The organism is Sphingomonas canaveralia (assembly GCF_047238125.1).
GTDB lineage: Bacteria > Pseudomonadota > Alphaproteobacteria > Sphingomonadales > Sphingomonadaceae > JBDFMH01.
Genome location: NZ_JBDFMH010000001.1, coordinates 3,410,189 through 3,428,412, shown reverse-complemented (window position 1 = coordinate 3,428,412; position 18,224 = coordinate 3,410,189). Strand labels below are relative to the sequence as shown.

The following is an 18,224-nucleotide window of genomic DNA, read 5'->3' as shown; positions in this document are numbered from 1 at the left end:
TCGCCGTATCCGCGATCGGCAACCAGGTGCGCTGGATCGCCTATCTGATCGATCGGATCGCGGTCGCCGCTAGTGCCGACAGCAGCGCCATCAGCGCCATGATCGCGAACAGCAGCGCCAAGTTGCCCGTCATCGCGACGACTGCGCCCGCCATCATCGGGGCGATCGCCTGCGGCCCGGAATTGGCGACATTGAGGATACCCAGATCGCGCGCCGCATTGCCGGTTTTCGGCAGGACGCGCGCGATCAGCACCGCATCGACCGCCATGTAGATGCCGAACGCCGCACCCATCAGCGCCTGCGCGGCATAATAGCCGCCTAGCGACCGACCGAGCCAGAACATCAGCGCCGCCGGCAGCAGCGCCAGCGCGGAGCCGATGATGGAGATCCGGATCCGACCGGTGGCGTCGCAGAGGAAGCCGCCCACCAGCGAGAAGATCAGCAGCATCGCAGTGTTGACCGTCATCACCTTCGTCGCCTCGCGCGAGACCAGCGCGATGTCGCCCCCGCCGAAGCCGACATGATCGGCCACCTACAACATCACCGATCAGGCGCGGATCACCGCCGGCGGCCGCTACACGCGCGATCGCCTGACCGATGTGGCCTTCAACGACATCTCGGACTTCGCCTTCGGCTTCGCCCCGGCTGCCAGCTATACGCAGAAGAACCGCGCCAACGATTTCTCGTGGCGGGTCAGCGGCCAATATGATTTCGCGCCAGCCGTAATGGGGTATGTCACCGTATCGACCGGCTACAAGGGGCCCGGCTTCAACCAGGTCTATGGTGGCGGGCTGCCGATCGGCCCCGAGCAGTCCGAAGCGTACGAAGTCGGCATCAAGAGCCGCATCGGCACGTCGGTCCTGCTCAATCTTTCGGCCTATTGGGAAACGGTCAAGGATTTGCAGGTCCAGGCCTTCCGACCCGACATTCCCGCCTATCTGGTCTCCAACGCCGGTTCGCTGCGCTCGCGCGGGGCAGAGGCGGAGATGAAGTGGAATGCGGGCCCGGACCTCAACTTTTCCGGCAACGCATCCTTCAACAATGCCAAGTTCACCAGCTTCGCACGCGCCCAATGCTATCCCGGGCAGACGGCAGCCCAGGGCTGCGTGGCCGATCCCACCAATCCGGCCAATACCTTCACCGATGCCAGTGGCAATCGGTTGCAGAACGCTCCGAAATGTCCGGCACGATCTCGGCCGACTATGAGCCGATGGTGAGCGCGACGCTGAAGGGCTTTGCCCACGCGGACGTGTATGGCCGCACCAAGGTCAACTTCAGCGCGAACGGCAATCCGGCGACTCGCCAGCGCGGCTATGTGCTTGCCAATGCCAGCCTGGGCTTCGGCGCCGAAGACGGTGGCTGGCGCGCCAGCCTGTTCTGCCGCAACTGCTTCGATCGCCGGTTCGTGACCTTCATCGAATCGAACCCCGGCGGGATCGTGGGCGACTATGGTCAGACCTTCGGTCTGACCTCGTTCCGCACGATCGGTGCCTCGCTCGACGTTCGCTTCTGAGGCGGCGTCGAGCGGACCCGATCGCGCCATTGCGGCTGCGCGAAGGTTGAAGGGCCGCCGCGGTTCTGCGGTTGGCTTCAGACCTCGCTTACGTCGGCGGCTTCGAACTCGCCAAAGGCTTCGCGCACTTTCGCAACCTTCGCCTCGTCCTCGATATCGACCGACACTGTCACCTGGCCGTTCAACGGTGCATCGTCCCGCGATGCCGGGCTGGGTTCGCCGGCTTCGGTATCGGACGCCACTTGCAACTCGCCGGCTGTATTTTCATCGCCAGCGGCGGCAATGAAGATGTCAGCGCGATCGATCTCATGTTCCTGAACCAGCCGCTCGACCGTCATCTCCGCTTCGCGGCGTGTCTCGAAGCTGGCGTTGAGCGTCTTTCCCATGGTCATTCTCCTGTGCCGTCGAACCTGGCAGGGTCGTGCCGTAGAACGCATGGGAACGCATCGGGTCCTTTGCCGCGCGTCGGATCTTGAAGAAGATGCATTGGCGGCAGCGTCATGGCTTGCCAATGCCGCGATCTGGGCCGGTCAGTTATCGCGGGCGGGATCGCGGACCGGCAGCGGCAGTGGTGCCACGGGCACTCCGTCCGCCACCAGCGCCTTCGCTTCGGCAAGGCTCGCCTGGCCATGGATCCGGCGATCGGGCGCATCGCCTTCATGGATGGCGCGCGCTTCGTCGGCGAAGCGGCTGCCGACATGCTCCGATCCATCGAGCAGCTTGGCCTGGGCCGAGGCGAGCGCCGCCATCATCGCCTTCATGGCCTTCGGGTCCCCGGTCGCGAGCGGCATCGAAGCCGGCCGCGCATTGCCCTTGGCCGGCACGGACGGCGCCATGACCGCCTTGCCGACCTCGACCGATCCGCAAATCGGGCAATCGATCAGCCCACGTTCCTGCTGCGTGTCATAATCGGCGCTCGATCCGAACCAGCCTTCGAACACATGGCCGCCGTCGCACCGCAGATCGAACAGGATCATGGCGCGATCTCGACCGGCGGGATCGGCCGGCGATGCCCCCTTACCGGCACGCGTGCTGCGATCTCGCTCACGCGCGCGCGGTCCAGCGCCACGGTCGCCACACCCGGCCCCTCGCCCATGTCGGTCAGCACTTCGCCCCATGGGTCGATGGCGAGTGCATGGCCATAGGTTTCCCGGCCATCCTCGTGCTGGCCGACCTGCGCCGCGGCGATCACGAACGCCCCGGTTTCGATCGCGCGCGCGCGAAGCAACGTATGCCAATGCGCGCGCCCGGTCGGGACGGTGAAGGCGGCCGGAACGGCGATGAAGTCGCAACCCGCATCCGCCAGCGCGCGGTAGAGATCCGGAAAGCGCAGATCGTAGCAGATCGACAGGCCTAGCCGCCCCCACGGCGTCTCCACCGCCACCGCGCGCTCGCCAGGCGCATAGGCGGCGGATTCCCGCCAGCTCTCGCCGGTCGGCAGATCGACGTCGAACAGGTGAATCTTGTCGTATCGAGCGCGGATCTCGCCAGCCGCATCGATCACGAAACCCCGATTGACGAGCCGGTCGCCGGCGCCGCCGCGCAGCGCGAGCGAGCCCAGATGCAGCCACAACCCGTGTCGCGCCGCCGCTTCGCGCATGGCGGCGAGCACCGGATCATCGCTCTCGCTGCGGATCGCCCCGGCAGCGCGCCGCCGATCGCGATCCAGCAATCCGCTCATCTCCGGTGTGAAGAGCATGTCGGCACCGTCACCCGCCGCCCGCTCGACCGCGTCGACCAGATCGCGGGCATTGGCGGCCGGATCGATCCCGGTGCGCAGCTGGGCGATTGCGGCGCGCATCAGGCCGCGAGCAGCGCATCCAGCTTGCCGGCGCGCTCCAGGGCGGCCAGATCGTCCGATCCGCCGACATGGGTGTCACCGATGAAGATCTGCGGCACGGTGGTCCGGCCGTTCGCGCGTTCCAGCATCTCGGCGCGCTTCGGGCCGCCCATCGTGATGTCATGCTCTTCGAACTGCACGCCCTTGTCGCCCAGCAGCTTCTTCGCGCGCGAGCAATAGGGGCAGAGGAACTTGGTATAGATCTCGATTTTCGGCATCGATCATCCTTCCGTCGGATCCGGCGAACTGGGTGCCGGCAGCGCACTTGTCAACGCTCCAGCTCCCCGGCGCGGCCCACACGCGCCCAGCACAGTAACTCGACACGCGCCGCACCGGCCTTCTTCAGCGCACGCGCGCAGGCATCGGCAGTGGCACCGCTGGTGTGGACGTCGTCGATCAGCACGATCCGCCGCCCCTTGACCAGCTGGCGGCCGTCCGCCGTCACGGCGAAGGCGCCGCGCACCGCGCGGGCCCGAGCACCGGCGCCCAGACCGCGCAGGATCGGCGTCTGCTTGCTGCGCACCAGCGCATCCAGTGCCAATGGACAGCCGCTGTCGCGGGCCAGCGCACGCGCGATCAGTGCGGATTGGTTGAAGCCGCGCCGCCAGATCCGCCAGCGGTGGAGCGGCACCGGCACCAGCAGCGGTGCATCGGCCGGATCGAGATGGCGACGCATCAACCGGGCCATGGTGATCGCGATGCCCGGGCGCCGCGCATGTTTCAGCCGCAGCGCCAGCGCACGTGCGATCGCGCCATAGGCCACCGCCGCGCGCATCGCATCGATCGCGGGTGGACGGCCGAGGCAGTCGGCACACTGCGCGCCCGGCTCCTCGATCAGCCCGATCGGTTCTCCACAGGTGCGGCAGGCGGGCGCAGCCAGGAAGTCCAGCCGGCTCCAGCATTCGATGCAGAACTGGTGGTCGCCTGCCGTCACAGCGCCGCAGCCCGGGCAACGCGGCGGCAGCGCGAAATCGATGACGGCCCCGGCCAGCCTGCTCAGCGCGATCATGGCTCGCTTGTCCCGCGGCGCGGGCACGGGCACAAGCCCGGCGATGGCCGATCCCGACATCTTCGATCGTGCCGCCCGCCGGCTGCGTCGCGACCGCGCCGCGCCGCGTTGGGCGGATCACGCCTTCCTGCACGATGCCGTCGTCGATGGCCTGCTGGATCGGTTGGCGATGGTCAGCCGCAGCTTCACGCGCGCTGCGGTGATCGGCGCTGCGGACGGGCGCCTGCCGCGCGCCTTGACCGGAATGGGCATGACCGTGACCGCGATCGACCCCGGCGCACGCTTTGCCGCGCTGTCGGGCGGGATCCAGGCGGATGAGGACCGTCTGCCGCTCGCCCCCGGCACCATCGATCTGATCCTGTCACCCGAAGGGCTCGACATGGTGGGTGATCTGCCGGGTGCGCTGGTCCAGATCCGCCGGTCGCTCGTGCCCGACGGTCTGTTCATGGCGGGCTTCCCGGGCGCGGGCAGCCTCGGTCGGCTGAAAGCGGCGCTGGTGGCAGGCGAGATGGCGGCAGGCGGCAGCGTTTCGCCCCGCGTGCATCCCCAGATTGATGTGCGTGCGGCGGGGGACCTGCTGTCGCGTGTCGGCTTCGCGCTGCCGGTGGCCGACTCGGAACCGCTTTCAGTCGGCTATCCGCACCTGCCGGCCCTGTTGGCGGATCTGCGCGGCATGGCCGCCACCAACATCCTGCGCGATCGCCGACCGCTGTCGCGCGCTGCCCTCGCGGGCGCGATCGCCGCCTTCGCCGATCACGCGGATGCCGACGGCCGCGTCCGCGAAACGTTCAATTTGATCTTTCTTACCGGTTGGGCGCCGGCGCCCAGCCAGCCCAAACCGGCCCGGCGGGGCAGCGCCACGGCGTCGCTCACTCAGGCTCTAAGCCGCAGCTGAGGGATCAGACCAGCGCTTCCAGCAGGCCGATCAGCGGCTTGTCCGCCGGCGGCATCGCCAGTCCATGCAATGCGAGCGGGCGGCACCAGCGCAGCGCAACCGCATCCAGCGGCTGCGGCACGCCCTGCCATTTGCGGCACAGATAGAGCATCAGTAGCAGGTGGCGCTCACCCAGCGGTTCGCTGGCAAACGGCCCGGGCGCCAGGCAGGCAGTCGCGACATCGATCCCCAGCTCCTCGCGCAGCTCGCGAACCAGCGCGTCCTCGGGCGTTTCGCCCGGCTCCACCTTGCCGCCGGGGAATTCCCAAAGGCCGGCCATCGTCTGGCCGGCGGCGCGCTGCTGCACCAGGACACGCCCGTCGGCATCGATCAGCGCCGCGGCCACCACCAGCAGCAAAGGCCGGGCGTTCGAAAATGAATTTTGCATAAGGTCTTTCTTAACGCCGCTTTCCTACCCTTCCCGGCGGGAAGCTTGCAATCTGCTAATGGGGAAAGGTCGGCCGATGTCGGTATTGAAGCGGCTGCTGCGCGATACGCGCGGCGCGACGGCGATCGAATATGGCCTGATCATCGCCTGCGTGGTGATCGCGATCATCGTCGCGCTCGGCAATTTCGCCGGCACTGCGATCGATATGTGGGACGACATTTCCGTAAAGGTCGTCACGGCTTCGGCTTGACCTGAAAAAACTGCGTTCGGCATTAAGTTTTTGGAAACGCGAAGCCCCTAAATCGAACTTGCTGTCCCGCTTCAGGAGGGCCAGCGGGGTGACTGGAACAGACTGAAGCACGGAACGAAGGAGATCAGATTATGATGTTCATCAAGAAGCTGGTGAAGAACACCAAGGGCGCGACCGCGATTGAGTATGGCCTGATCGCCGCTCTCATCGCCGTGGCCGCGATCACCGCGATGACGAACCTCGGCGACGAGCTCGAGTCGACGTTCAATGCCGTCAGCGATGGCATGGAGAACGGCCGCAACTAATCGTTGCGCCCAGCTTGATTGCAGGCGGGCGGCGGCTCCTTCGGGAACCGCCGCCCGTTTCGTGTCAGCTGTAGACGACCAGCTTCACCTTCTGCCCTGGCGCCAGCCGCGTCCCCGCGGTTAGCGCGTTCAGGGTCAGGAACCGGTCGAGCTTGTAATCGGCATAGGCCATCCGCGCCGAAAGCGATGTCGGCGTATCGCCGGTCTTCACCGTCACCACCTCGATCCGCCGGCCACGGATCGACTGCGCCTGCTGCGGGGTCAGCCGCGTGAAGGATCGCAGCATCGGCTCGAACGGGCCAACGCCAGCGCCCGCCGGGGCGATCACCAGGAAATGATAGGCAGTGTTCGCATCGACCCGATAGGCGAACACCGTCGCATCGACGTTTCCGGATTGGGTCCGCGCGCGCACCGTGGCGAAGGCGGCTTCCAGCCCGCTGACCGTCGTGCGGCCCGGCTGCAACTCCTGGGTCTGGCCGGTCTGCCCCGCGAGTTGGGCGAACACGCCGCGCACATAATCTTCGATGCTGCCGTTCAGCCGCCCGCCCTGGAACTGGGCCTGCCCACCGCTGCCGGTGACGGTCACGGCGCTGGTGCCGTTGGTCAGCACGAAGCCCGCAGGCGCGGTGAAGCCGATCCGCAGGTCGGGGTGGCGGAAGTTGCGGCCGTCGACGATCCCCTGGCGCGGATCGTCGTCATAAGCCGTCCCGTCCAGCGCCGTCAGGAACGCGTCGCGATTGCGCGCCCCACGCCCGGCGGCGATTCCGGTCGCCTGCGCCTTGCCGCGCGCGCGCTGAACGCGCGCGCCGGGGTCCGGATGGGTGCTCGCCCAGCTCGGCACGGCGCTGGATTGGGTGCCGCGGGTGCGCGCATCGAGATTGGCCTGCGCCTGCAGCGATGCCAGCATCGAGGCGGCGGCATAAGGATCATATCCCGCCCGTGCGAGATAACCGATGCCAAGATCGTCCGCCTCATATTCCTGCGTGCGCGAGAATTTCAGCGTCAGCAATTGCGCGCCTTGCCCGATCCCGCGCGACAGCAGGCCGCCCAGCCCCGAATCGCCCGCCACCGCGCCGATCAGCACCTGACCCAGCAGCGCGCCGATCGAATTGCGCGTCGCCGCCGACTGCCGCTTGCTGGAATGGCGCGCAGCGACATGGCCGACTTCGTGACCCAGCACCGAAGCCAGTTCGGCCTCGTCGTTCATCAACCCCATCAACTGCCGCGTGACGTAGACATAACCCCCGGGGATCGCGAACGCGTTGTTGACCGGCGAATTGAGCAGGCTGACCGTGAAGTCGCTTTGCGAATTGGACAGGCCCGATTGCACCGCGATCCGCTTGCCCACGCTGGACACATAGGCCGCCTGCCGCCCCTGATAGACGCCGCCAAATTCCTCGAGCAGCTTGGGGTGCGCCTCGGCCCCTGCGCGCTTGTCTGCCGCCGATATGCTCTGTGCCACCTGGGCCACCGCCAGTGTCGCCGGCAATGCGGCAAGACCGGCCGCCATCAGAATCTTGCGCATATCGTCCCCTCAATCGTTGCGGGGACAAACCGGACCGCGCGGAGGCGGTTCCCTGAATTTCTGTCAGCGGCTGATCGGCCCGCTCAGCCGATCCGCAGAAACTTGTCACGCCGCGCGGCGCGCAGCACATCCGCGGACAGCGGCGTCAGCGCGTCCAGCTCCTCGCCGATCGCCTTGCCGAGCGTCGCGATCGCTTCTGCTGGATCGCGATGCGCTCCGCCGACCGGCTCCGCCACGATGCGATCGATCACGCCCAGCCCCTTCAGGTCGGACGCGGTAATCTTCATCGCTTCGGCCGCATCTGCGGCCTTGTCCGGGGTGCGCCACAGGATCGATGCGCAGCCTTCGGGTGAGATCACCGAATAGATCGCATGCTCGAACATCAGCACGCGGTTGGCTGCGGCCAGCGCGACCGCGCCGCCAGATCCGCCCTCACCCACGATCGCCGTGACGAGCGGCACGCCCAGCGACAGGCAGGCCTCGGTCGATCGCGCGATCGCCTCCGCCTGCCCGCGTTCCTCGGCCTGGATGCCCGGAAAGGCGCCGGCGGTGTCCACGATCGTAACCACCGGCAGGCCGAACCGATCGGCCAGCGTCATCAGCCGGATCGCCTTGCGATAGCCTTCGGGTTTCGCCATGCCAAAATTGTGACGGATGCGGCTGGCGGTGTCGTCGCCCTTCTCGTGACCGATCACCATCACCCGGCGGCCGCCGATGATGCCCAGCCCACCCAGGATCGCCTGATCGTCGGCGAAGGCGCGATCGCCCGCCAGCGGCTGGAAATCCTCGACGAAGCCGGCGACATAGTTGCGGAAGTGCGGGCGTTCGGGATGGCGCGCCACCTGCGCCTTCTGCCACGGCGTCAGCCTGGCATAGGTCTCGCGCAGCAGCTTGTCGGACTTCGCCTCCAGCTTGCTCAGCTCCGCGGCGATGTCGATCGTGCCGCCTTCGGCAGTCTCGCGCAGCTCGGCCGTGCGCTGCTGCAGCTCGGCGATCGGTTTCTCGAAATCCAGGAAGGCGGCCATGGCGCGGGGGGTTAGGCGGCCGGCCGGCCCCCGTCAACGCCGCCCGGATCGTTGAGCGGATGGCGTGCATTGACCAGCTCTACCAGCCGGCGCGTATCGACATGCGTGTAGATCTGGGTGGTGCCGATATCCGCGTGGCCCAGCATCGCCTGCAGCGCGCGCAGGTCTGCACCGCCTTCCAGCAAATGAGTGGCGAAGGCGTGGCGCAGCACGTGCGGACTGACCCGTTCGGGCGGCACACCGGCATCGGCGGCCAGCGCCTTCAGCAGCTGGAACAGCCGCACCCGGCTGACATGGCCCTTGCCAGAGGGGAACAGCCATGCCGTGTCGGCCGGGCACAGCGTGCTCCAGGCCGCGACCGCGGCGCGCGCGCGATCGGAAAGCGGCACCAGCCGTTCGCGCCCGCCCTTGCCCTTCAGGATCAGGAAAGGCTGATCGGGGCGGATCGCGCGGCGCGGCAGCGAAACCAGCTCAGTCGCGCGCAGCCCCGATCCATAGAGTAGTTCGACGAACGCGATCAGCCGCAGCGTGGCCGGCGTCTCCGCGGTCTGCCGCCGCCGTTCGAGTTCGGCGAACAGGCGATCGACCGCATCATGCCCCAGCGTCTTGGGCAGCGATCGCGCGGCGCCCGGCCGCGGCAGCGCCGCCGATGGATCGTCGGCGCGCAGCCCATCGTCCACCAGGAAAGCGAAGAACCGCCGCAGCGACGCCGCCTTGCGCGCGACGCTGCTGCGCGCCAGCGGCGACCAGCTTTCCGCCACGATGGCGATCGCCGCCGCATCCGCCTCGCCCAGCCGGCCGTCGAGCAGCGCGGACGCCGCCTCAAGATCGGATCGATACGCGGCGATCGTGTTGCGTGCCGCGCCAGCCTCGGCCGCCATCATCTCCAGGAAGCGGTCGATCAGGCCGGCATCGCCTGTGCTCATGTCCTGGCGATCGCCTCCGCCGCGATCATCCGCGCTTCTCCTTCCAGGCCCACCGCGCGCAGGGCGGCGGTTATCCGGTAGAGGTGCGCCGCCGGAATGCCCGCCCAGCTGCCGCTTTGCAGCCCGATCGCGGCGAGCAGCGCCACCGTTCCCGGCTGGCGCGCGCGCGCCGCGCCTTCCAGTGCGCGCGTCCAGCGGTTGACCGCGCCGATCGGGGCGCCCGCCTCGGTCGCGAGCTCGGCGGTCGCGGTCGGGCTGATGCGGCCGAGCCCGCCGAGCGCGGCGACCAGCAGCTGGGCCTGATGGCTGCGCTCATCCCCGACATCGTTGATGAAGGAAGAGACCCGCCCCTGCGACAGATCACCGGTCGGCCGGACCGCGCCGACCGCCAGCATCGCCCAGGCGCGGTCCGCGGCCTCGCCCGATGCGTCGTCCACGATCGCCGTCCAGCGCGCGGCTGCCAGATCGCGGCCGGCCGCCATCATTGCGGCCACCAGCATACCGGCATCGTCGGCGTGGTCGGCCGAAGGCTGGATCGCCGCTGCCGCCCGCGCGGTCAGGATCTGCGCGGCGTAGCGTTCGCGCGGCACATCCGATGCAGTCCACAACGATCGCAGCGCGCGCAACCGCGCTTCGGGATCGTCATCGGCATAGGCCGCGCGCAATCGACCGGCATCGGTTTCGGCCAGCTGCAGCGGATCGGCCCGCTCCGCCACCGATCCATAGAGATCGACCAGCGCCGCGCTGGAGATCACGCCGAGCGTTGCCGCTACGCGCGCCGGTGCCACGCGATCCTCGGGCGACAGCATCGGCGCACGCGCCGCCCAGCCGCGCACATGCGGGCCGGCGCTGGCATAAAGCCGTTCGGGCACCGGTACGCCGACCGCCGTCGCCACCCCGAAGCGCCAGCCGGTCAGCTGATCGACCGCATCCCATTCGATGTTCACCGCACGCCGGCCATTGGCGCCGGCGCCGACCACCTTTTCCGCCAGCAGCAGATCGATGCCGCCCGCGGTGCGCGATCGCCGCGCGCGATTGATCAACTGGCTCGCCAGCGCCGGCTCGCCCGCCAGCCCGGCGCACATCGCACGCGCCAGGGGCCAGGCCGGCTCGTCGCTCATCGATTCGGCCGTTACCGTCAGCGGGCACAGCGCGGTGGGGTCAGCATTGGCCAGCGCCACCTGCGTGGTCACCGCCAGCAGCTTGGGTGTGAAATCCTCGACATCGACGCTGTCGACCATCATCCGCGCCGCGTCCGCCTCACCCATCCGCAGCAGCAGCCAGGCCCGCTCGGCCACCCAGTCCGGGGCGGACACACCACGCGGCGTCTCCACCGCGGTCATCAGCGCGCGGCGCAGCAGGATCGATGCCCAGCGCGATGCGATCGGCGCATCCACCTTGCGCATCAGCGCGGACAGGAAGCGGCCGTCGGCATCGCCGAACGCGGTAGCGCCCAGCCCGTCGCCGCCGGTGCCGAGCGGTCCAATCCGGTTCGGCGATCGGCGGATCGCCTCGGGCATGTCGCGCGCGGCCTCCGCCTCGGCCTCGGCCTTGGCGGCAGCCTCCTCGTCGGTCAGCGCGATCTCCGCATCGGTCGGCGGCGGCGGTGCCAGCGTCAGCAGCGGCGGCGCCCCCGGCGCGGGCTGCACGGCGGGATCACCCGCACCGGGGGCAGGCGCGGTCGCGGGCGGGGTGGGATCGCCAAAGCCTTCGGGCAGCAGCGATTCAGGTGCCTCCTGGCCGATCGCGGGCAGCGCCGCGATCAGCGCCAGCGCCGCGACGCCGCCCAGCGCGCTATTTCGGCTGGGGCGCATTCGCCACCGGCACGTCGATCTTGGTCAGCGGCACTTCGGTGTCGATGTTCGCCAGCAACACGATGCCGCCCACGATCAGCAGCAGGATGACGATCAGGATCAGGCTGGCACGCGACATGAAACACCTTGGCGACCGGAACGGAGCGCGGCTTTTGCCGCAACCTGTGTCCCTGTGTATAGCCCCCGCCGCAATGCCGCACGCCCCTTCGCCCGATCCCGCGCGTAATTCGGTCTCGCTGGATCGCCGCGCCATCGTGCTGGTCGGGCTGATGGGAGTGGGGAAATCGACCGTCGGGCGCCGGTTGGCCACCCGGCTTCACATTCCCTTTGTCGATGCCGATCACGAGATCGAACAGGCGGCCGGCCTGCCGATCAGCGAGATCTTCGAACGGTTCGGCGAAGCGCATTTCCGCGATGGCGAGCGGCGCGTGATCGCGCGGCTGATCGATGGCCGCCGCAAAGTGATCGCCACCGGCGGCGGCGCTTTCATGCAGGAGGAAACCCGCGCGCTGATCCAGGATCGCGCGGTCGCGATCTGGCTCGATGCCGATCTGGATGTGCTGGCCGAACGGGTCCGCCGCCGCCCCGGCACGCGGCCGTTGCTGAAGGGCAAGGATCCGCGCTCCGCGCTTGCCGAACTGGCGGCGGTCCGCAATCCGGTCTATGCGCTCGCCCCCATTCACGTGCGCAGCGAACCACTGCCGCACGATGCTACGGTCGAGGCGATCCTGAAGGCTTTGCGCGCATGACCCGGATCGAAGTGGCGCTCGGCAGCCGCAGTTATCCCATCGATATCGTGCCCGGCGCGCTCGATGATGCCGCCCGCCATCTCGCCGGCCATGCGCGCGCGGACCGGCTGGTAGTCGTCACCGATGCCAACGTCGCCGAAGCCCAGCTGCCGCGGCTCGTTGCCAGCCTGTCCGGGATCGCCGTCGAACCGATCGTGCTGCCCGCCGGCGAAGCAACCAAGAGCTGGCAGCAGCTGGCCGCGCTGCTCGATCGCCTGCTCGCGCTCGGGGTCGAACGCGGCGACCGGATCGTGGCACTCGGCGGCGGCGTGATCGGCGATCTCGTCGGCTTTGCGGCAGCGATCCTGAAGCGCGGCTGCGGCTTCGTGCAGGTGCCCACCACGCTGCTGGCACAGGTCGACAGCTCGGTTGGCGGCAAGACCGCGATCAACGTGGCCGCCGGCAAGAATCTGGTCGGCAGCTTCCATCAGCCAGCACATGTGCTGATCGATCCGACCGTGCTCGATACGTTGCCCCCCCGCGAGGTTCGTGCCGGCTATGCCGAAGTCGTCAAATATGGTCTGATCGACGATCCCGCCTTCTTTGCCTGGTGCGAAGCCGCAGGCGCTGCGCTGCTGGCTGGAGATCGCGATGCACAAGTTCATGCGATCGCCCACAGCGTCGCGGCCAAGGCCCGGATCGTAGCGGCGGACGAACGCGAAACCCGCGATCTACGCGCACTGCTCAATCTCGGGCACACGTTCGGCCATGCGCTGGAAGCGGAAACCGGCTTCTCGGATCGGCTGCTGCATGGCGAGGCGGTCGCAGCCGGCATGGCGCTCGCCTATCGATTTTCGGCGGCACAGGGGCTCTGCCCGCCGGCCGATGCGAACCGGGTGACCGCGCATCTCGCCGCCGCTGGCCTGCCCGCGACGCTCGCCGATGCGGGGGTCGATGCCGACGGCGCTGCGCTTGTCGCCCACATGGCGCATGACAAGAAGATGGCGGCCGGCCGGCTGCCCTTCCTGCTCGCCCGCGGTATCGGGGCCACCTATCTCGATCGCGATGTCGCGCTGGACGACGTCGCCGCCTTTCTGGATCGCGAACGCGCCGCCCACGGTGTATTGCAACGATAATACACATCGGCTATGTCGGCCCGATTGGGAGACTGGCCATGTACAGCGATGCCGACCTGGATGCCGCGATCACTGCGGGGGTATTGAGCCCTGAGGCCGCGACGGCGTTCCGCGCGCATGTCGCCAGCGGTCGCGCCACGCCGGCCGTCGACGAAGAGCATTTCCGGCTGATCTCCGGCTTCAACGATATCTTCGTCTCGGCCGCAGCGATCCTGCTGCTGATCGCGGTCGGCTGGATCGGGCAGTCGATTCCGATCGGCGTGGCCGATGGTCCGCGTCCCTCGGGCGGCCTTTTCGTCGCCGGCGCAGCCTGGGGTCTTGCCGAATTCTTCACTCGCCAGCGGCGCATGGCGCTGCCGAGTATCGTTCTGCTGCTCGCCTTCGTCGGCGGCACCTTCTACACGACGATCGGCGCGGTCGCCCCGCTGCTCGACGATGGCGATCCGTTCGGCAGCGGCCAGCGCACCTTGTCCTTGCTCCTGCTGGCTGGTTGTTCGGCTGTTACCGCCGCCGCTGCCTGGGCGCATTGGCGCCGCTTCCGCGTGCCGATCACCATCGCTGCCGCGTCGCTCGCGATAGTCGGGCTGGTCACGCTGCTGATTGCCAGCGCATTCAAGGATCCAGATGGCGTGCTGGTGTGGCTGGCGCTGGCTGGCGGGCTCGGTCTGTTCGCCTTCGCCATGTGGTGGGACATGTCCGATCCCGAACGCCGCACGCGCCGCTCCGATGTCGCCTTCTGGCTGCATCTCGCCGCCGCGCCGATGATCGTCCACCCGGTCTTCAGCCTGCTCGGCCTGCTCGATGGCCAGGCAACGGTGTTCGAAGCGGTGGTCGTGATCCTGCTGTATATCGCGTTCGGCGTGATCGCGCTGGCGATCGACCGGCGCGCGTTGATGGTCTCGGCGCTCGGCTATGTCCTCTATGCGATGAGCACGCTGTTCGAACGCTTCGGTGCGGTCAGCCTGAACGTTGCGCTGACGGCGTTGGTGATCGGATCCGCGCTGCTGCTGCTCTCGGCGTTTTGGCACATCGCCCGCGCCGGCATCCTTGCGCAATTGCCCGCGGACCTGCGCGATCGTCTGCCCCGCCAGGGTCGTGCCGGCGGCACTGTACCCGCCTAGTCCCCGACCAGCTTCAGCAGCCGTCGTTCGATCGGGGCCAGCACCGGGCCCAGTTCCTGCCCGCGCTTCAGCACAGCACCCGCCTCGCCGATCAGCGCCCACATGCCCTGCCGATTGCGCAGGCCGGGCCGCTTCTCGATGCGGATTTCGGGGCGCTCGGCGGTGCGGCGGAATGCCGAGAAGGCGGCGAAATCGCTCTCCAGATCGATCGCATAATCGCGCCAATGCCCGGCCGCGACCATCCGCCCGTAAAGATCTAGGATCCGCGACAGCTCGATCCGGTCGAACCCGACCTGCGATCGACCCCGATCGGGAAAGGGGGTGACGACCCCGCTCAAGCGCAGTCGCGCGCGCCTTCGACGGGCGGGCGGGCCGCGTCGCGCTCCGCGATCAGCTCGCCGAGCCGGGTGCGCAGCGTCTCCACTTCGCATTTCAACAGGTCGAGTTGCTGGGTCGCGGGATCGAAGCGGTCGCTGCACGATGTGCCATAGGGCACGAACGGCCGCTGATATTCGGCCGCATCGACCAGCGTCGGCCGGGCCGGGATGCCGACCATCACCGCACCTTCGGGCACGTCCTTCGTCACCACCGCATTCGCACCGACGCGGGCGTTGCGCGCGACCGTGATCGGCCCCAGCACCTGTGCGCCCGATCCGATGATCACGCCATCGGCCAGTGTAGGGTGGCGCTTGCCGGCCACGCCGTTTGCGGGGTTGGTGCCGCCAAGCGTCACGCATTGGTAGATCGTCACGTCGTCACCGATCACCGCGGTCTCGCCGATCACGGTGAAGCCATGATCGATAAACAGGTTGCGGCCGATCACCGCGCCGGGATGGATGTCGATCGCGGTCAGAAACCGCGAGAAATGATTGACGAAGCGCGCAAGAAAATAGAGCCGCGCCTCGAACAGCCAGTGCGCGATGCGATGCAGCCCGACGGCGAGCACGCCCGGATAGAGCAAGACTTCCCAATGGGATCGCGGCGCGGGATCACGGCGCTTCACCGATTCGAGATACGCGATCAGCCCGCTCATCATGCGCGGCCTCCCTAGTACGACCCTGAAGCGGACAAGATAGGACCGCTGCCGGGCGAATGCCAGAGCGTCAGGCGGCGTCGGGCCGAGGCAGGTCGCGATAGAAGGGCAGCACCGTGCCATTCATCTTGATCGTCATCGGATTGCCCTTGCGGTCGAGCGACTTGCCGACCGCCAGCCGCACCCAGCCCTCGCTCACGCAATATTCGTCGACGTTGGTCTTCTCGACCCCATTGAACAGGATGCCCACGCCGCGCGACAGCGGCTCCGCATCGAAATACGGGCTCTTCGGGTTGGTCGCCAGTCGATCGGGCGGCGTCTCGGCCGCCGGCGCAGGCGCGGGGGCCTGATCTTCGGATCCGGGCGGAGTTTCGGCGGGGGTCTCGGTCATGCGCGCCGACTTAGCTGCCTGCCCGCGCGCTGCCAAGCCATCCCCCGCCAGCCCGCGTCAGGCCATCGTCGCGTGCACGGTGGCCACTGCCGTCATCACCGCGCCGATGCGCGCGGCCGCCTGGATCGTCTCGGCATTCACATTGTGCGATTTCAGCACCTTCTCGTGCGAATCGATGCACATGCCGCACCCGTTCTGGGCAGACACCGCCAGCGAGAAGAGTTCGAAATCCGCCTTGTCGATGCCCGGCTGGCCGATCACGTTCATCCGCAGCTTCGCGGGCATCTGGCCATATTCCTTGTTCGAAGCGAGATGCACGAACCGGTAATAGACGTTGTTCATCGCCATGATCGCGGCGGCCGCACGGGCCGCATTGGCAGCCTCTGGGCTCAGCTTGCCGGCCACTTCGGCTTCGGCCGCCTCGACGATCGGGCGGTAGCCGGTGCCGTGCGCGCAGGCCAGCAGCAGGCCATATTTGCGCTGATCACCCAGTAACTGGTCACCCAGCAGCGATCCCAGGTTCAGGCGCAGGTCCTTGGCATAATCGGGCAGGCTATCGGCAAACGTCTTCAACGACATGGGGTGATGCTCCATCGACGGTTCGTGAAAAGAAAAGAGGCGCGGAGTCCGGAGAACTCCGCGCCCCTCCTCGCCGCGCGTCCAAGGGAGGACAGACAGCGCGGCAGTGCGACCCGGCCTGTGATCAGGCTGCGGGCTTGAGAACGTCCTGGCCTTCGGTCCAGTTGCAGGGGCACAGTTCGTCGGTCTGCAGCGCATCGAGAACGCGCAGCGTCTCCTGCGGGTTGCGACCGACGTTCAGGCCGTTGACCGTGACGTGCTGGATCACATTGTCGGGATCGACGACAAAGGTGGCGCGATAGGCGACGCCTTCCTGCGGGTGAAGGATGCCGAGCGCCGTCGCCAGCTTCTTCGAATTGTCCGCGATCCACGGGAAATCACAGGCGGCCAGGCGTTCGTCGGACTTGCGCCATGCGAAGTGGACATGGCTGGTATCGGTCGAAGCGCCGATCAGCACCGCATCACGATCTGCGAAATCGCGCGCCAGATCGCCATAGCCGATGATCTCGGTCGGGCAGACGAAGGTGAAGTCCTTCGGCCAGTAGAACAGGATCTTCCACTTGCCGTCGGTCTTGCCCAGGTCGATCGTCTCTTCGCCGGGCAGCGCATCCACGCCCTGCTGGACGGGGAGGATATAATCAGGAAGCTTGTCACCAACGGTCAGCATGGGGTTCTCCGGTTTGGCTGCATCGCAGCATAGATCGTTCGCAACCGCAAATAGGCAGGGCTGTTGACGATACCAATTGATTATTCGCACCGCTTTGATCGATATAAGCACTGAATGAGCACCTATCTCCCCACGCTGAAGCAGCTCCAGTATCTCGTGGCGCTGCGCGATCACGGCCATTTCGGCCGTGCGGCCGAGGCGTGCTTCGTCACCCAATCGACGTTGTCGGCCGGTCTGCGCGAGCTCGAATCTCTGATCGGCATCACGCTGGTGGAGCGGACGCGTCGCGTCGTTCGGTTCACGCCGCTCGGCACGCGCATCGCGGACAAGGCCCAGCGGGTGCTGCGCGAGGCTGAGGAGCTTTCGGACATGGCCCGCGCCGCCGGCAAGCCGCTGGCGGGCGAATTGCGGATGGGGGTGATCCCCACGATCGCGCCGTTCCTGTTGCCGCGTATCCTGCCCAAGCTGCGCGCGGACTGGCCCGACCTGAAGCTGTACCTGCGCGAGGAGACGACGAGCGCGGCCTGCGACTCGTTGCATCGCGGCCATGCCGATTGCGTGCTGCTCGCGCTGCCTTACCCGTGCGGCGACGTCGAATGGGCGGATCTGTTCGAGGATCGGCTCTACGTCGCGTTTCCCGGCACGCAGGATCTGCCCGCCGGCAGCATTTCGCCCGACGCGATCGACGAATCGCGATTGCTGCTGCTGGAAGACGGGCATTGCCTGAAGGATCATGCGCTGGCCGCCTGCAACCGGCCCGAGCTGCGCGCCGAAGCGGCAATGCTGGGCACCTCGCTGCATACGCTGGTGCAGATGGTGGATAACGGCCTGGGCCTGACCATGCTGCCTGAAATGGCGCTCAATGCAGGTATCCTTAACGATACGTCGGTCATCGCGCGCCCGCTTGCGGCAGAACATCCGTCGCGGCGGATCGCGCTGGCCTGGCGCAAGGGCAGCCCGCGTGAGAAGGAATTCCGGCTGCTTGCCGAAGCTCTTGCGATTTCGGCGCGCGCACCGCGCCGGCCTGCAACCTAGATGGG

Annotated in this window: 26 protein-coding genes; 9 read left to right on the top strand and 17 right to left on the bottom strand. The window is 67.7% G+C overall.

Annotated elements, in window-relative coordinates:
• Window positions 1-40: 40 nt before the first annotated feature.
• Complete coding sequence (locus ABC347_RS17160) at window positions 41-532, bottom strand: MFS transporter (protein WP_413246923.1); 492 nt, start codon at window positions 530-532, stop codon at window positions 41-43.
• Between the two features lie 7 nt (window positions 533-539).
• On the opposite strand from ABC347_RS17160, the gene ABC347_RS17155 reads away from it, so the two are divergent.
• Entirely contained in the window at window positions 540-1,217 is a 678-nt protein-coding gene (locus tag ABC347_RS17155; RefSeq protein WP_413247093.1) for a TonB-dependent receptor domain-containing protein, read from the top strand.
• On the top strand, window positions 1,178-1,513 hold the full coding sequence (locus ABC347_RS17150) for a hypothetical protein (RefSeq protein WP_413246922.1): 336 nt from the start codon (window positions 1,178-1,180) through the stop codon (window positions 1,511-1,513). The genes ABC347_RS17155 and ABC347_RS17150 overlap by 40 nt, the downstream gene beginning before the upstream one ends.
• A 77-nt stretch (window positions 1,514-1,590) precedes the next feature.
• On the opposite strand, the gene ABC347_RS17145 is transcribed toward ABC347_RS17150, so the two are convergent.
• The 5 genes from ABC347_RS17145 to ABC347_RS17125 all read right to left on the bottom strand — a co-directional run bounded on the left by ABC347_RS17145 (window position 1,591) and on the right by ABC347_RS17125 (window position 4,362).
• Window positions 1,591-1,899, bottom strand: a complete 309-nt coding sequence (locus ABC347_RS17145; protein ID WP_413246921.1) for a hypothetical protein — start codon at window positions 1,897-1,899, stop codon at window positions 1,591-1,593.
• Between the two features lie 144 nt (window positions 1,900-2,043).
• On the bottom strand, window positions 2,044-2,490 hold the full coding sequence (locus ABC347_RS17140) for a DUF1178 family protein (RefSeq protein ID WP_413246920.1): 447 nt from the start codon (window positions 2,488-2,490) through the stop codon (window positions 2,044-2,046).
• Window positions 2,487-3,314 (bottom strand): carbon-nitrogen hydrolase family protein, encoded by an 828-nt coding sequence (locus tag ABC347_RS17135; RefSeq protein WP_413246919.1) that lies wholly within the window; start codon window positions 3,312-3,314, stop codon window positions 2,487-2,489. The genes ABC347_RS17140 and ABC347_RS17135 overlap by 4 nt, the downstream gene beginning before the upstream one ends.
• Complete coding sequence (gene grxC / locus ABC347_RS17130; protein ID WP_413246918.1) at window positions 3,314-3,571, bottom strand: glutaredoxin 3; 258 nt, start codon at window positions 3,569-3,571, stop codon at window positions 3,314-3,316. The genes ABC347_RS17135 and grxC overlap by 1 nt, the downstream gene beginning before the upstream one ends.
• A gap of 50 nt (window positions 3,572-3,621) precedes the next feature.
• Complete coding sequence (locus ABC347_RS17125; protein WP_413246917.1) at window positions 3,622-4,362, bottom strand: ComF family protein; 741 nt, start codon at window positions 4,360-4,362, stop codon at window positions 3,622-3,624.
• A gap of 7 nt (window positions 4,363-4,369) precedes the next feature.
• On the opposite strand from ABC347_RS17125, the gene ABC347_RS17120 reads away from it, so the two are divergent.
• Entirely contained in the window at window positions 4,370-5,257 is an 888-nt protein-coding gene (locus ABC347_RS17120; protein ID WP_413246916.1) for a methyltransferase domain-containing protein, read from the top strand.
• 4 nt (window positions 5,258-5,261) lie between these two features.
• Here the strand turns inward: ABC347_RS17120 and ABC347_RS17115 are convergent, their stop codons facing one another.
• Window positions 5,262-5,684 carry a (deoxy)nucleoside triphosphate pyrophosphohydrolase gene (locus tag ABC347_RS17115; RefSeq protein ID WP_413246915.1) on the bottom strand — a complete coding sequence of 141 codons (423 nt, stop codon included), beginning with the start codon at window positions 5,682-5,684 and terminating at the stop codon, window positions 5,262-5,264.
• Window positions 5,685-5,760: 76 nt separating this feature from the next.
• On the opposite strand from ABC347_RS17115, the gene ABC347_RS17110 reads away from it, so the two are divergent.
• Together ABC347_RS17110 and ABC347_RS17105 are read left to right on the top strand one after the other, a co-directional pair.
• Window positions 5,761-5,934: a Flp family type IVb pilin gene (locus tag ABC347_RS17110; protein WP_413246914.1), complete on the top strand. Its 174-nt coding sequence runs from the start codon at window positions 5,761-5,763 to the stop codon at window positions 5,932-5,934.
• Window positions 5,935-6,065: 131 nt separating this feature from the next.
• A complete protein-coding gene (locus ABC347_RS17105) occupies window positions 6,066-6,239 on the top strand; it encodes a Flp family type IVb pilin (protein ID WP_413246913.1) in 174 nt (57 codons plus the stop codon).
• A gap of 64 nt (window positions 6,240-6,303) precedes the next feature.
• Here the strand turns inward: ABC347_RS17105 and ABC347_RS17100 are convergent, their stop codons facing one another.
• The 5 genes from ABC347_RS17100 to ABC347_RS17080 all read right to left on the bottom strand — a co-directional run bounded on the left by ABC347_RS17100 (window position 6,304) and on the right by ABC347_RS17080 (window position 11,647).
• On the bottom strand, window positions 6,304-7,764 hold the full coding sequence (locus ABC347_RS17100) for a M48 family metalloprotease (RefSeq protein WP_413246912.1): 1,461 nt from the start codon (window positions 7,762-7,764) through the stop codon (window positions 6,304-6,306).
• Between the two features lie 83 nt (window positions 7,765-7,847).
• Window positions 7,848-8,789, bottom strand: coding sequence for an acetyl-CoA carboxylase carboxyltransferase subunit alpha (locus ABC347_RS17095; RefSeq protein ID WP_413246911.1), 942 nt, complete (start codon window positions 8,787-8,789; stop codon window positions 7,848-7,850).
• An 11-nt stretch (window positions 8,790-8,800) separates the two neighbouring features.
• Complete coding sequence (locus ABC347_RS17090; RefSeq protein ID WP_413246910.1) at window positions 8,801-9,715, bottom strand: tyrosine recombinase; 915 nt, start codon at window positions 9,713-9,715, stop codon at window positions 8,801-8,803.
• Entirely contained in the window at window positions 9,712-11,529 is a 1,818-nt protein-coding gene (locus ABC347_RS17085) for a hypothetical protein (protein WP_413246909.1), read from the bottom strand. Before ABC347_RS17085 ends, ABC347_RS17090 begins: the two co-directional genes overlap by 4 nt.
• Complete coding sequence (locus ABC347_RS17080) at window positions 11,510-11,647, bottom strand: hypothetical protein (RefSeq protein ID WP_413246908.1); 138 nt, start codon at window positions 11,645-11,647, stop codon at window positions 11,510-11,512. The genes ABC347_RS17085 and ABC347_RS17080 overlap by 20 nt, the downstream gene beginning before the upstream one ends.
• 73 nt (window positions 11,648-11,720) lie before the next feature.
• Between ABC347_RS17080 and ABC347_RS17075 the strand changes: the two genes are divergently transcribed.
• From ABC347_RS17075 to ABC347_RS17065, 3 genes are read left to right on the top strand one after another with little or no spacing between them, the layout of a single operon-like run.
• Window positions 11,721-12,278, top strand: coding sequence for a shikimate kinase (locus ABC347_RS17075; RefSeq protein WP_413246907.1), 558 nt, complete (start codon window positions 11,721-11,723; stop codon window positions 12,276-12,278).
• Window positions 12,275-13,393 carry a 3-dehydroquinate synthase gene (aroB, locus tag ABC347_RS17070; protein WP_413246906.1) on the top strand — a complete coding sequence of 373 codons (1,119 nt, stop codon included), beginning with the start codon at window positions 12,275-12,277 and terminating at the stop codon, window positions 13,391-13,393. The genes ABC347_RS17075 and aroB overlap by 4 nt, the downstream gene beginning before the upstream one ends.
• 38 nt (window positions 13,394-13,431) lie before the next feature.
• Window positions 13,432-14,514, top strand: coding sequence for a hypothetical protein (locus ABC347_RS17065; RefSeq protein WP_413246905.1), 1,083 nt, complete (start codon window positions 13,432-13,434; stop codon window positions 14,512-14,514).
• Here the strand turns inward: ABC347_RS17065 and ABC347_RS17060 are convergent.
• From ABC347_RS17060 to ABC347_RS17040, 5 genes are all read right to left on the bottom strand, one after another.
• Window positions 14,511-14,852, bottom strand: a complete 342-nt coding sequence (locus ABC347_RS17060) for a DUF2794 domain-containing protein (protein WP_413246904.1) — start codon at window positions 14,850-14,852, stop codon at window positions 14,511-14,513. The two genes, ABC347_RS17065 and ABC347_RS17060, sit on opposite strands and share 4 nt — an antisense overlap.
• On the bottom strand, window positions 14,849-15,550 hold the full coding sequence (gene epsC, locus ABC347_RS17055; RefSeq protein ID WP_413246903.1) for a serine O-acetyltransferase EpsC: 702 nt from the start codon (window positions 15,548-15,550) through the stop codon (window positions 14,849-14,851). Before epsC ends, ABC347_RS17060 begins: the two co-directional genes overlap by 4 nt.
• 67 nt (window positions 15,551-15,617) lie before the next feature.
• Window positions 15,618-15,938, bottom strand: coding sequence for a DUF3297 family protein (locus ABC347_RS17050; protein WP_413246902.1), 321 nt, complete (start codon window positions 15,936-15,938; stop codon window positions 15,618-15,620).
• Between the two features lie 57 nt (window positions 15,939-15,995).
• Complete coding sequence (gene ahpD / locus ABC347_RS17045) at window positions 15,996-16,517, bottom strand: alkylhydroperoxidase, AhpD family (RefSeq protein ID WP_413246901.1); 522 nt, start codon at window positions 16,515-16,517, stop codon at window positions 15,996-15,998.
• Between the two features lie 124 nt (window positions 16,518-16,641).
• Window positions 16,642-17,184, bottom strand: coding sequence for a peroxiredoxin (locus ABC347_RS17040; protein ID WP_413246900.1), 543 nt, complete (start codon window positions 17,182-17,184; stop codon window positions 16,642-16,644).
• A gap of 114 nt (window positions 17,185-17,298) precedes the next feature.
• Between ABC347_RS17040 and ABC347_RS17035 the strand changes: the two genes are divergently transcribed.
• Entirely contained in the window at window positions 17,299-18,219 is a 921-nt protein-coding gene (locus ABC347_RS17035; RefSeq protein ID WP_413246899.1) for a hydrogen peroxide-inducible genes activator, read from the top strand.
• Window positions 18,220-18,224: the final 5 nt, after the last annotated feature.